Origin of the sequence: Curtobacterium sp. MCBA15_013, assembly GCF_001865095.1 — a bacterium.
GTDB lineage: Bacteria > Actinomycetota > Actinomycetes > Actinomycetales > Microbacteriaceae > Curtobacterium.
Map to the genome: position 1 here is coordinate 46,207 of NZ_MJGQ01000005.1, position 12,600 is coordinate 58,806.

The following is a 12,600-nucleotide window of genomic DNA, read 5'->3' on the forward strand; positions in this document are numbered from 1 at the left end:
GCACCGCGCCTCCAGTCCGTTCACGGTGGCGACTACTGCAGGTCGGCCAGGAAGCGGTCCGTCCACGCGAGGGCCGGTGCGCTCGGGACGGAGCTGCAGGTGGACATCGCCGTCGTCGAGGAGCACGGGGTGTCACGGTCGAGGGACCAGTAGTGGACCCCGGCGAGCCCGTTCGCCTTCGCGTAGGCGGACAGCGTGTCCACGTCGGCGAGGGTGAAGACCTCGTCGGAGGCGTCGTTCACGCCGATCATCGGGGTGACCTCGATCTTCGACGGTGCGATGCCGTACGTGTGCTCGAGGTTCGTGACGGCCTGGATCGAGGACTTGCCCATCTCGCAGGTCGATCCGGACAGGACGCAGTTCGCGGTCGTCGCGCGGCCGAAGTCCATCGTCATGAGGTTGACGGTGTAGTTCGTCAGGCTCGATGCCTTGATGGCCTTGACCGTGGCGTCACCGGTGCTGTTCAGGCCGCCGAAGCTCCCGTCGCTGGCGGCCAGGGTCGCGAGGGTGAACGAGAACCGCATCCCCGGGTACTTCGACTGCGCGAGCGCTGCGGCGTTGACAAGGTTCTGCACGTCGGCGGCGGACTGCCCGCTCTCGATGTCGAAGTCGACGCCGATCATGTGCGGGGTGGCGTACCGGGCGATGAAGCTCTGCAGCGCGGTGCCCGAACACTTGAACGAGCCCGCCGCACCGCCGGTGCTCACGATGTAGTTCACGCCCGCGGCGTCGAGCTTCGGGATGTTGGCGCTCGCGAAGGCGTCCGCGGCGACGCCGCCCCAGTTCTCGCTGCCGCAGGTGCCGGTGGCGAAGGCGAGGGTGATCGCCTTGAGGCCCGGCTCCCGGGTGGACACCAGGCTGTTGCTCGACCCGACGACCGGGATGCGCGTGCCGGTGACGGCGGTGTTCATCACGTTCGTGTTCCAGTCGAGGTTCACGGTGACGTCCTTGTAGGGGCTGAAGACCAGGCCCTTCGCCGTCCCGCCGCTGCCGCCGGTGCCCGGGGTGGTGGTGCCGCCGCCCGGGTTGGTCGTACCGCCGCCGCCGCCGCCGGTGCCGGCGCAGGCTCCCGTGGACGTCCAGGGCTGGCCGCTGCCGGTCGCGCCGGAGTGGGTCGCCGGGTCGTCTCCCTGCGTCCACCAGTTCGCGGTGTAGTTCGTCCCGCTCTCGCTCACCGTCGCGCCGCCGTTGTACGCGGTGCCCGCGCTCCACGCGGTGGCGCACGCCGGTGTGGCCGCCATGGCCGGTGCTGCTGCGACGGACCCGCCCGCCAGCGCAGCCGCGAGGGCCGCGACGAGTCCGATCCTGAGTCTGGTCCTGCTGTTCACACGGTTCTCCTGTCCTCGGTCCGGCGGCGTTGCCGGACACGGGTGGAGCCCCTGCGGACCCGATTCCGCAGGAGCATTGTGGAATACCCCTGCATATTGCTCCGCGGTGGAACGACCTGTCCATGAAAGGACGTACAGGCAGCGTCGATCGGCTGGCGGATCAGTCCTTCGACGCGACGATCGTGAAGGTCGTCGGGAGGCGGTCGCGGTCCTCGCCGGGCCACTCCCACGAGCCGTCCCCGGTGTCGACCATGCGCGGGCTGAACCGCCACGGCAGCGTCCGACCCTCGTCGAGTCGGCGCAGCCGGAGCCCGGCGCCGAGCAGGGCGTTCACGATCTGCGACAGCGGGTGCGGCCACTCGTAGGTGCGGGTGTTCGACACCGTGCCGTCGCCCGCGTAGGTGCCGGCGTCGTCCCACTGCTGGGCGGAGCCGTCCGCGAAGTACCGGTAGCGGGTGACGAGCCCGTCGGCGTCCTCGTCGAGCGCGTACAGCGCGGGGTGGCCGTCGCGGATGAAGAACACACCGCCCGGTCGCAGGAGCGCCGACACCTGGGCGGCCCACCGGTCGAGGTCGTCGAGCCAGCAGATCGTCCCGATGCTCGTGTAGACGACGTCGAAGTCGCCCACCACCGCGGCCCTGGCGTCGAGGACGTCCGTCTCGACCCAGGTCACGTCGAGGCCGAGGCGTGCCGACAGCCCGGCGGCCGAGGCGAGCGCCGCGGGCGAGAAGTCGACGCCGGTGACGCGGGCGCCCTCACGCGCGAGCGAGACCGTGTCCGTGCCGATGTGGCACTGCAGGTGGCAGAGGTCGAGGCCGGCGAGGGAGCCGTCCGGCAGCCACGGTCGCAGTGCGGGTAGGTCGTCGCGGACGACGGTCGAGCGGTGGCCCGGGTCGGTCAGGGCGTCGATCTCGTAGGCGCCCTCGTGGATGGGCACCCGGTCGTCCCAGTTCGCGCGGTTGGTGTCGCGGGCCTGCTCCCAGTCGACGCTGACGTGATCAGTGCTCATGCACCCGACCCTACGACAGCGACAGCCCGAGCTTCCGGCCTGACAGGCCCCGTCCCATCGTGCCGATGCGGTCCGCGATCGCCGCCAGCGCCACCGCCGCCGGGTCCTCGGGATCGCCGAGCACCACCGGGACGCCGGCGTCGCCGCCCTCGCGGAGCGGCACGGACAACGGCACGCTGCCGAGCACCGGGACGGCGGTCTCCTGGTCGCGGGAGAGCCGACGGGCGGTCTCCGCACCACCGCCCTCACCGAAGAGGTGCAGCACCGACCCGTCGGGCTGCACGAGGCCCGCCATGTTCTCGACGACGCCGATCACCCGCTGCCCGGTCTGACGGGCGACGATCCCGCTCCGTTCGGCCACGTCGGCAGCGGCCGCCTGGGGCGTGGTGACGACCAGGACCTCGGCGTGGGGGAGCAGCTGGCCGACCGAGATCGCCACGTCACCGGTACCGGGCGGCAGGTCGAGCAGGAGCACGTCGAGGTCGCCGAAGTACACGTCGGTGAGGAACTGCGAGACGGTGCGGTGCAGCATCGGACCGCGCCAGGACACCGCGGTCGAGACGTCGTCCACGAACATGCCGATCGAGACGACCTTCACGTCGTGCGCGACCGGCGGCAGGATCATGCTGTCGACCCGGGTCGGGCGAGGGGCCACGCCCGCGGCGTCGGTGAGCCCCATCAGCCCGGGGACGCTGAAGCCGTGCACGTCGACGTCCACGATGCCCACGCGCTGCCCGCGGGCCGCGAGGGCGGCGGCGAGGTTCACGGTGACCGTCGACTTGCCGACGCCGCCCTTGCCGCTCGTCACCGCGATCACCCGGGTGAGCGAGTCCGGGGTGAACTGCACGCCCCGGGGCCTCCCCGCGCGGAGGCGTTCGGTGAGCGCGGCACGGGTCGCCGGGGCCATCACGGACACGTCGACCGCCACGCTGGAGACGCCGTCCACGGAACCGGCGGCCGCACGCACGTCGCGCTCGATGGTGTCGGCGGCCGGGCACCCGACGATCGTGAGCTGCAGGTCGACGCGCACCGCGCCTCCTGGCTGCACGTCGACACCACGGATCATGTCGAGCTCCGTGACGGGCCGGCGGATCTCGGGGTCGATCACGCGGCCGAGCGCGGCGAGGACCGCGCTGCCCAGCTGCTCGTCCGACCGGCCGCCGTCAGCCACGGGCCGTCGTGCCGGACTCGTCGGCGAAGCCGGCGTCCTCGGCGTCGCGCCGGTCGAGTTCCTCGAGCAGCGAGCGGATCTCGGCGCGGATGAAGTCCTTCGACGCCATGTCCCGCATCGCCAGGCGGAGCGCCACGACCTCGCGGGCGAGGTACTCGGTGTCGGCGAGGTTCCGCTCGGCGCGCTGCCGGTCCTGCTCGAACTGCACGCGGTCGCGGTCGTCCTGCCGGTTCTGGGCGAGCAGGATGAGCGGTGCCGCGTACGACGCCTGCAGGGACAGCACGAGCGTCAGGGCCGTGAAGCCGATCGCCGCGGAGTCGAACTGCCAGGGCTTCGGGGCGAGCGTGTTGTAGCCCATCCAGACGACGCAGAACAGGGTCAGGCCGACGAGGAACCAGGGCGTTCCCATCGCACGCGCGATGCCCTCGGTCGCGCGACCGAAGGCGTCACCGCGACCTCGGCGCCGGGTCGGCAGGACGCGGGTGCGCATGCCCTTGGGGGAGTCGAGTCGAGCATCGGTCCGCTCGCGATCGCGGCGGTTGTCATCCGTTCGGGCCACGGGTGGTCCTCCTTCCCGTCGTCACGGGCGTCCTGCGTGGGCGTTGGCGCGGAAGCGGTGAGGGTTCCCCCTCGCCCTGACTTCGCCAGTCGTCCGGCAGGACGTGGTCGAGGACATCGTCGATCGTCACCACCCCGACGAGACGGTGGGCATCGTCGACCACGGGGACGGACAGCAGGTTGTAGGTCGCCATGATGCGCGTGACCTCGGCCGCGCTCGCGTCGACGCGGACCGGGTCGGTCTGCTGGTCGATGAGCGTGCCGAGTCGTTCGTTCGGCGGGTAGCGGAGCATCCGCTGGAAGTGCACGAGGCCGAGGAACCGGCCGGTCGGCGGCTCGTACGGCGGCAGCGTCACGCAGACGGCGGCGCCGAGCACCGGCGCGAGTTCGTGGCGGCGGACGAGTGCGAGCCCCTCGGCGACGGTGGCGTCCGCGGAGACGATCACCGGTTCGGTCGTCATGAGACCACCGGCGGTGTCGGGCTCGTACTCGAGGAGCATGCGGACGTCCTGCGCCTCTTCCGGCTCCATGAGCTGGAGGAGGGCCTCGCTGCGCTCGTCGGAGAACTGCGCGAGGACGTCGGCCGCGTCGTCCGGCTGCATGTGGTCGAGCACGTCGGCCGCACGGGAGTCGACGAGCCGGGTGAGGATCTCGATCCGCTGCTGGTCGGGCATCTCCTCGAGCACGTCGGCGAGCCGGTCGTCGGGGAGCTCCTCGGCGACCTCGAACCGCCGTTCCTCGGGCAGGTCGAGCAGCGTCGACGCCAGGTCGGCCGGCAGCAGGTCGGAGTAGGCGGCGATCACGTGTTCGGCTGACTGGGCCTCGCCGGGGAGCTCGTCCTCGGTGACCTCGTTCCAGGTCGCGAACGTCGTCGGGCCCTTGCCGAACGGGGACGGCGTGGTCTTCGGCTTGCGGAGGAAGAGCTGCGACACCTCCCAGTCACCCTGCCCGCGGTCCTCGATCGCGACGTCCTCGATGGTGGCGCGGATGCGCTCCTTCTTGATGAGGACCTTGCGGCCGAGCATCTCCGCGATCACCCGGACCTCGCCACCGCGCTGCTCGAAGCGGCGCATGTTCACGAGGCCGGTCGTGATGACCTGCCCGGCACCGATCGAGGTGATGCGGCCGATGCTCACGAAGATCCGGCGCTTGCCGGGGACCTCGACGATGAGACCGACGACGTGCGGCGGATCGGCCCGGCGGTACACCACCAGGACGTCTCGGACGCGGCCGACGCGGTCTCCCGCGGGGTCGAAGACGGAGCACCCGGCGAGGCGGGCGACGAAGACCTTCGTGGCGCTCACCCGACCCAGCGTAGTCGGTGCGTCTGGCCGGATCCGCCGTGGCGGTCGGCGGCTTCCCTGAGAGTGCACGTGCGATTGCAAGGTGTGCGGTGAATGATGGCTGTGTGAGCAATCAGAGCCCGTTCGGCGGCCGGACCGCCCAGGCCTTCCCGACGCTGCCCAAGGGCGACGTCCTCGGCACCTACGACAGCTACCCCGACGCCCAGCGCGTGGTGGCGAAGCTCGCCGAGGCCGACTTCCCGGTCAACCAGCTCTCGATCGTCGGCAACGACCTCAAGACCGTCGAGCGCGTCACCGGCAAGATGACGTACGGCCGTGCGGCGATCGCCGGCGCGCTGTCCGGCCTCTGGCTCGGCATCTTCTTCGGCATCGTGCTGACGCTCTTCTCGCCGAGTGCCGGTGGCCTCATCCTCGCCGCCGCCATCATCGGTGCGGCGTTCGGCATGCTCTACGGCATCGTCTCGTTCGCGATCACGAAGCGGCAGCGGGACTTCACGAGCGTGCACCAGGTCCTCGCGACGAACTACCAGATCGTCATCGAGCCGCAGCTCGTGGGCCAGGCCCGTCGCATCCTCGGTGACGCCGGGCTCGCGCCCACCACGCACTGGAACCCCGGTACGCCGGGTGCGCCGGGACCGCAGAGCGGGCCGGGGACCGGGTTCCAGGGGCAGTCGCCGCAGCAGCCGTGGCGTCCGGGGCCCGGGTCCGGCTCCGGTGCTCCCGGGTCCGGCGGGCAGTCGGCCGGGTCCGGCGGCGGGTGGGGCGCCGGCCAGCAGGGATCGCCGTACGGTGGGCACGCCACACCGCACCACCAGCCAGGAGGCGCGCAGCAGCCCGGCACGCCGTCCTCCGGCGCGCAGACGGGGACGCCGCGCTACGGCACGAACGAGGGGCCGCGCTACGGGGAGACCCCGGCGACCGCTCCCGCGCCGGCAGCGCCCGCGTCCGCACAGCAGCCGCGTGCGGAGGAGCCGCCGCGCTACGGGGAGCGGGTGACCGGGGCGACGCCGCCGGCGCCGAGCTCCGCCGAGTCCGCGGAGTCCGCGGCCCCGAAGGACGACGAGTCGCGCTGAGTCGCCGGCGGCCGCCGAGCTCGGGGTAACGGTCGGGGCGGGGCTCGGGGCCGAGGTCGGGGCGAGGCTGGGGTCGAGGTCGCACGACGCGCCGCTCACGTCCGCCGAGGTCGCACGAACGGCCGCTCCCCGTCGCGGGGAGCGGCCGTTTCCGCGACCTCGGCGCGCGGGACACGCCGCGTGCAGGTCGTCGAGCGGGCGGGACACGCCGCGCGCACGTCGTCGAGCGGGCGGGAACGGCCGCCGAGGTGCTGCGAGCGGGACGTACTTCGCCCGCTCGGGGCCCGGGCTAGAGGACCTTCGAGTAGCAGATCGAGGTCGGCACCCCGACGTACGGCCCGAAGTTCGCGATGCGCGTGAACCCCTCGCGCTCGTAGAACCCGATCGCACGCTTCTGCTCGTTCCCGGTCTCCAGCACGAGCGCCGGCGAACCGAGGTCGAGCGCAGCGTCCTCCAACCGACGCAGCAGCGCCGCCGCGACACCGGCACCCCTGGACTCCGGCCGGACGTACATCCGCTTGATCTCGGTGATGCCGTCCTGCACGACCCGCAGCCCGCCGCAGCCGAGCGGCGTGCCGTCGTCGTCCCGCGCGAGGAAGAACACCGCGATGGAGTCCGCCGTCGGCTTGTCGCCGGGTTCGGTGTCGCCGCCGTACGCACGGTCGATCTCCAGGCGCTGGGCGGCGCGGAGCCGCTGGGCGTCGGGGGAGTCGAAGTGCTCGACGTCGATCGAGAACGCGCTCTCGCTGGGGCTGGGGGAGACCTCCGGTGTCGTCACCCGCTCAGGCTAGCGGCCGGAGCGGGCGATCCACCCCTCCACTTCCGAGGGGGTCCGGGGGATGCCGACGGACAGGTTCTCGGCGCCGTCCTCGGTCACGAGGATGTCGTCCTCGATGCGGACGCCGATGCCGCGGAACTCCTCGGGCACGGTGAGGTCGTCCTGCTGGAAGTACAGGCCGGGCTCGATCGTGAAGACCATGCCGGCCTGCACGGTGCCGTCGATGTACATCTCACGCCGGGCCTTCGCGCAGTCGTGCACGTCGAGGCCGAGGTGGTGGCTCGTGCCGTGCACCATGTAGCGACGGTGGAACTGGTTGTCCTGCTGGAGCGATTCCTCGGCGCTGCCGGGCAGGAAGCCCCACTCGGCGGTCTTGCGGGCGATGACCTCCATCGCGGTGGCGTGCACCTGACGGAAGGTGATGCCGGGCTTCACGATGGCGAAGGCCGCGTCCGCCGCCTCGAGCACGGCTTCGTACACGAGGCGCTGCACGTCGGTGAAGGTGCCGCTCACCGGGAGCGTGCGGGTGATGTCGGCCGTGTAGAACGAGTCGACCTCGACCCCGGCGTCGATGAGGATCAGGTCGCCCGGCTCGACGGCGCCGTCGTTGCGGGTCCAGTGCAGGATGCAGGCGTGGTGGCCGGAGGCGGCGATCGTGTCGTAGCCCACGGTGTTGCCGTCGGCACGGGCACGGCGGTTGAACGTGCCTTCGACGATGCGCTCGCCGCGGGGGTGCGCCAGGACCGCGTCGAAGTCGGCGATGACGTCGTCGAACCCGGCCTTGGTCGCGTTCACGGCCTTGCGGAGCTCGTTGACCTCGTACGCGTCCTTCACGAGGCGCAGCTCGGAGAGGTCACGGGCGAGGGCGTCGTCCGTCGCGGGCACGCCGTCGGCCTCGGGCGCGCCACCGACGGCGCTGCCGATCCGGTCGTCGAGCCCACGGGTGAGGTCGGTGTCGGCGTCGCGCACGACGAGGGCCGAGGCGTCGAGCCCGGCGCGCACGGCGTCGAACGCGCCGAGGTCGGCGGTCGCGAGACCGAGGTCCGCCGCGACCTCGTCCAGCGAGGGGCGCGGGCCGACCCAGAACTCCCCGATCTCGGGGTTGGCGTAGAACTCCTCGGAGTCGCGCCCGGCGGTCGCGCGGAAGTACAGCGTGGCGTCGTGCCCGGAGCCGTTCGGCGTCATGACGAGCACGGAGCCGACGACGGTGTCGGTGCCCCAGCCGGTCAGGTGCGCGAACGCGGAGTGCGGGCGGAACGGGTAGTCGCAGTCGTTCGATCGCACCTTGGCCTGGCCGGCCGGTACGACGATCGTCCGGCCCGGGTGCAGCTCGGAGAGCTTCGCGCGGCGTTCGGCAGCGAAGGCGGCCTGCTCGCGGGGCTCGGGCAGCGGACGGTCACGATCGGCCCACTGCGAGCCGATGTAGTCCTTGAACGTCGAGGATCCGGGGGTGGTGGAACGGTTGCTCGTCGCGCGGGGCGTGGTGTCGGACATGCACCCATCATCGCACCGCCCGTCGCTCCGCGGCCTGTGCGCCCGCTCACCTGTGGATAGCATTGTCGACGTGCCCGATCCGTTCATCGACCTGCACGCGCACTCGAGCGTCTCCGACGGCACCGAGCGACCCGCGGACCTCGTCCGGGCGGCAGCAGCCGCCGGACTGGACGCCGTCGCGCTGACGGACCACGACACGACCGCGGGGTGGGACGAGGCCACGGCGACCGTCCGCGACCTGCCGGTCACGCTCCTCCCGGGTCTCGAACTGAGCACCCGCGTCGGCTACCGCAGCGTGCACGTCCTCGGCTACCTGGTCGACCCCGCCGACCCGGCGCTCGTCGCCGAGACCGAACGGATCCGCGACGGACGCCTCGCCCGGGCCCGCCGGATGGTCGACCGCATCGGCCGCGACCACCCGATCACTTGGGACGACGTGCTCGCGCAGTCCCGCGACGGGGCCACGATCGGCCGCCCGCACATCGCCGACGCCCTCGTCGCCCGCGGGCTCGAGGCCGACCGCAGCGCGGCGTTCCGGGGGATCCTGCACCCGGCCTCCGGGTACTACGAGCCGCACGAGGCGCCGTCCCCGCTCCGGGGCGTCGAGCTCATCCGACAGGCCGGCGGCGTCCCCGTCATCGCCCATCCCGCCGCGTCGTCACGGGGGATCGTGATCGACGAGCCGATGCTCCGCGAACTGGTCGAGGCCGGGCTCGGTGGGCTCGAGGTTGACCACCGCGAGAACCTCGCGCACGGCAAGCGCACCCTGCTCGACTGGGCGACGCGGTACGGCCTGTTCGTCACCGGGTCGAGTGACTACCACGGCACGGGCAAGCCGAACCGGCTGGGCGAGCACCGCACGGCGTTGGCGGCGTTCGACGCCATCCGCTCCGAGGCGACCGGCAGCGCGCCCGTCGTCGGCGCGGGCTCCCGCCTGGCCTGACCAGCGCGGCCGCTCCGGCGGACGGGGACGACGAAGGGCCCGTCGCGTCGGCGACGGACCCTTCGGTGACGGCCTGGAGGCGCTACTCGCCGTCCGACGACCCCTGCGGCGCCGAGGCGGTCGCCTCGGACGAGCCGCTGCCGCTCCCGCGGCGGCGACGCCGACGACGACGCTTCGCGGCGCCGTCGGTCGAACCGTCGGCCGGTGCGCCCTCGGCACCACCGGACTGGGCCGGGGACTCGGCGTCCGCAGGCTGCGAGGCGGACCGTGCCGCGCCTCCCGAGCCGTTGCCGGAACCGGATGCCGAACCCGAGCCGGACCGCGTCCGGGTGCGGGGCGGACGCGAGCCGCTGCGCGGACGGTCGCCCGACTGTTTCTCGGCGGGGCCACCGGCCGATGCCGCGTGCGCCGAAGCGCCGGGCAGACGGCCCTTGGTGCCGGCCGGGATGTCGAGTTCCTCGAACAGGTGCGGCGACGACGAGTAGGTCTCGACGGGCTCGGGGATGCCGAACTCGAGCGCCTTGTCGATCAGCGTCCACTTGTGCAGGTCGTCCCAGTCGACGAACGTGACCGCGATGCCGGTCTTGCCCGCACGGCCGGTGCGCCCGGCACGGTGCAGGTAGGTGTCCGGGTCGTCCGGGATGGTGTGGTTGATCACGTGCGTGACGTCGTCCACGTCGATGCCGCGGGCCGCGACGTCGGTGGCGATCAGCACGTCGCGCTTGCCGGCCTTGAAGGCGGCCATGGCACGCTCGCGCTGCTCCTGGTTGAGGTCGCCGTGCACCGCTGCGGCGTTGAACCCGCGGTCCTTGAGCTCCTCGACGAGCTTCGCGGCGGCGCGCTTCGTGCGGGTGAAGATCACGGTCTTGCCGCGCCCCTCGGCCTGCAGGATGCGGGCGATGACCTCGTCCTTGTCGAGCGAGTGCGCGCGGTAGATGAGGTGCTTGATGTTCGCCTGCATCAGACCCTCGTCGGGGTCGGTCGCGCGGATGTGCACCGGGCGGCTCATGAAGCGGCGGGCGAGCGCCACGATCGGCGCGGGCATCGTCGCCGAGAACAGCATCGTGTGCCGCACCTCGGGGATGGCCTGGAAGATGCGCTCGATGTCCGACAGGAACCCGAGGTCGAGCATGCGGTCGGCCTCGTCGAGGACGACCTCCTGCACGTGCGACAGGTCGAGCAGGCGCTGGCGCTGCAGGTCGATCAGGCGCCCGGGGGTGCCGACGACGATCTGGGCGCCGGCCTTGAGCTGCTCGATCTGCCCCTCGTACGCCTTGCCGCCGTAGATCGCCGCGATGGTCGTCGGGCGGTTCGAGGTGGCGAGCTCGAGGTCCTCGGTCACCTGGACCGCGAGTTCGCGGGTCGGCACGACGACGAGGGCCTTGACGCCGGGCGCCGGGTCGGCTCCGAGGCGCTGGATGAGGGGGAGGCCGAAGCCGAAGGTCTTGCCCGTACCCGTCTTGGCCTGGCCGATGATGTCCTGGCCGGTGAGGGCGAGCGGGATCGTCTGCTGCTGGATCGGGAAGGGCTCGAGGATGCCCTTCGTCGCGAGCGCGTCGACGATGTCCTGCTCGATGGAGAGGTCTGCGAAAGTCAAAGAATCACCTTAGTTCTGGTGGAAGTCCCGACCAGTCTACCGGCGGGTCGGGCTCGGTTCTCCAGGCCCCTATGCTGGAGCCGTGGTGTCGTGGTGGAACCGGAAGCGCGCGGCGGAGCTCGCGTCCGCGTGGCTCGCGTCGCGGAACCCGCGGAACGCCTCGCCCGTGGAACGTCTGCAGCTCGACGACGTCAGCCCCGAGCTGGACGTCTACCTGGGCCAGGCGGCGTACCTCGAACTCTCGCTCTACGAGACGATGGGCCGCGCCGGGGCCGGTGCGCCGACCCTGTCCGGACGGCTCGTCACGGGCGTGCTCGCGACGACGGCGCTCGAGCGGCACCGCGCCATCGTCGCCGAGATCGAACGGACCGGCGGTGACCCGGCTGCGCTGATGGCCCCCCACCGCGAGGCGATCGACCTGTTCCTCGAGCGCACGAGCGGCGCGGACTGGTACGAGTCGATGCTCACGGGCTACGTCACCGCGGGGATCCTCAACGACCTGTTCGGCTCGCTGCTCCGGTCGCTCCCGGCCGAGGTCCGGCAGCGCCTGAAGACCGTGTTCGACGCGCGTGAGGAAGCCGCCGTCGTCGAGGAGCTCACCGAACGCATCGCCGAGGACCCGCAGGTCGGGTCGCGACTGGCGATGTGGGGGCGGCGGCTCGTCGGGGACACGTTGCTCGTGGCCCGGTCGGCGCTCGCATCGCACGCGCGTGAGGACCAGGAACGGCTCGAGCCGGTCTGGACCGAGCTCATCGCTGCGCACACGCGGCGCATGGACGCGCTCGGCCTGACGGCCTGACGGCCCCCGGGTCAGGCGCCGGAGGCCTTGACGCGCTCGTAGTACGCCGCGTCGGCAGCCGTACGGCGCTTGCCGAGGACCCACTCCGCGACGAGGGCGACCACGCCAGCACCGACCAGGGCGACGACCCAGATCCAGGTCGCGTCGTACTGCCAGCCGGCCCAGGTCAGGGCTTCCCACAGCACCGCGGCGACGATGCCGCCGACCGCGGGGCCGAGCAGGGAGCCACGGCTCGACCGCCACGGCAGGACCACGTGCGCGACGGCCCCGAGGATCAGCCCGCCGAGGACCGCGAAGAGCAGCTCCACGTCAGGCGACGAAACCGATGCGACGGGACTCCTCCGCGCCGACCTCGACGTAGGCGAGGGACGCGACGGGGACGATGAACCGACGGCCCTTGTCGTCCTGCAGCGAGAGGTGCGTCGCCTTGTCGTCGAGCGCGGCCGCGACGGCCTTCTCGATCTCGTCGGCGGTCTGGGCGGTCTCGAACGCGATCTCGCGCGGGCTGTTGGTGATGCCGATCTTGATGTCCACGAGCACAGCGTA

Annotated in this window: 13 protein-coding genes; 3 read left to right on the forward strand and 10 right to left on the reverse strand. The window is 72.1% G+C overall.

Annotated features, from left to right (window positions below; genetic code table 11):
• Positions 1-32: 32 nt before the first annotated feature.
• The 5 genes from BIV01_RS03925 to BIV01_RS03945 form a co-directional block, all read right to left on the reverse strand.
• On the reverse strand, positions 33-1,328 hold the full coding sequence (locus BIV01_RS03925) for a carbohydrate-binding protein (protein WP_071302014.1): 1,296 nt from the start codon (positions 1,326-1,328) through the stop codon (positions 33-35).
• A gap of 160 nt (positions 1,329-1,488) precedes the next feature.
• Positions 1,489-2,337, reverse strand: coding sequence for a class I SAM-dependent methyltransferase (locus BIV01_RS03930; protein ID WP_071302015.1), 849 nt, complete (start codon positions 2,335-2,337; stop codon positions 1,489-1,491).
• Positions 2,338-2,347: 10 nt separating this feature from the next.
• Positions 2,348-3,508 (reverse strand): Mrp/NBP35 family ATP-binding protein, encoded by a 1,161-nt coding sequence (locus BIV01_RS03935; protein WP_071302016.1) that lies wholly within the window; start codon positions 3,506-3,508, stop codon positions 2,348-2,350.
• Positions 3,501-4,067, reverse strand: a complete 567-nt coding sequence (locus tag BIV01_RS03940; protein WP_374115141.1) for a DUF1003 domain-containing protein — start codon at positions 4,065-4,067, stop codon at positions 3,501-3,503. Before BIV01_RS03940 ends, BIV01_RS03935 begins: the two co-directional genes overlap by 8 nt.
• Positions 4,051-5,370: a magnesium transporter MgtE N-terminal domain-containing protein gene (locus BIV01_RS03945; RefSeq protein WP_070416690.1), complete on the reverse strand. Its 1,320-nt coding sequence runs from the start codon at positions 5,368-5,370 to the stop codon at positions 4,051-4,053. The genes BIV01_RS03940 and BIV01_RS03945 overlap by 17 nt, the downstream gene beginning before the upstream one ends.
• A gap of 104 nt (positions 5,371-5,474) precedes the next feature.
• On the opposite strand from BIV01_RS03945, the gene BIV01_RS19235 reads away from it, so the two are divergent.
• Entirely contained in the window at positions 5,475-6,443 is a 969-nt protein-coding gene (locus BIV01_RS19235; protein WP_071302017.1) for a general stress protein, read from the forward strand.
• Between the two features lie 289 nt (positions 6,444-6,732).
• Here the strand turns inward: BIV01_RS19235 and BIV01_RS03955 are convergent, their stop codons facing one another.
• Positions 6,733-7,221, reverse strand: coding sequence for a GNAT family N-acetyltransferase (locus BIV01_RS03955; RefSeq protein ID WP_092384196.1), 489 nt, complete (start codon positions 7,219-7,221; stop codon positions 6,733-6,735).
• A 9-nt stretch (positions 7,222-7,230) separates the two neighbouring features.
• Positions 7,231-8,715 (reverse strand): aminopeptidase P family protein, encoded by a 1,485-nt coding sequence (locus BIV01_RS03960; RefSeq protein ID WP_071302018.1) that lies wholly within the window; start codon positions 8,713-8,715, stop codon positions 7,231-7,233.
• A 70-nt stretch (positions 8,716-8,785) separates the two neighbouring features.
• On the opposite strand from BIV01_RS03960, the gene BIV01_RS03965 reads away from it, so the two are divergent.
• Positions 8,786-9,658, forward strand: coding sequence for a PHP domain-containing protein (locus BIV01_RS03965; protein ID WP_083403228.1), 873 nt, complete (start codon positions 8,786-8,788; stop codon positions 9,656-9,658).
• A gap of 82 nt (positions 9,659-9,740) precedes the next feature.
• Here BIV01_RS03965 and BIV01_RS03970 read toward each other — a convergent pair whose 3' ends face one another.
• Positions 9,741-11,255 (reverse strand): DEAD/DEAH box helicase, encoded by a 1,515-nt coding sequence (locus BIV01_RS03970; RefSeq protein WP_071294990.1) that lies wholly within the window; start codon positions 11,253-11,255, stop codon positions 9,741-9,743.
• An 82-nt stretch (positions 11,256-11,337) separates the two neighbouring features.
• Between BIV01_RS03970 and BIV01_RS03975 the strand changes: the two genes are divergently transcribed.
• Entirely contained in the window at positions 11,338-12,054 is a 717-nt protein-coding gene (locus BIV01_RS03975; RefSeq protein ID WP_070416686.1) for a ferritin-like fold-containing protein, read from the forward strand.
• An 11-nt stretch (positions 12,055-12,065) separates the two neighbouring features.
• Here BIV01_RS03975 and BIV01_RS03980 read toward each other — a convergent pair whose 3' ends face one another.
• Entirely contained in the window at positions 12,066-12,362 is a 297-nt protein-coding gene (locus BIV01_RS03980; protein WP_070416685.1) for a hypothetical protein, read from the reverse strand.
• 1 nt (position 12,363) lies between these two features.
• Complete coding sequence (locus BIV01_RS03985) at positions 12,364-12,588, reverse strand: DUF3107 domain-containing protein (RefSeq protein ID WP_070419176.1); 225 nt, start codon at positions 12,586-12,588, stop codon at positions 12,364-12,366.
• Between the last annotated feature and the right edge of the window lie 12 nt (positions 12,589-12,600).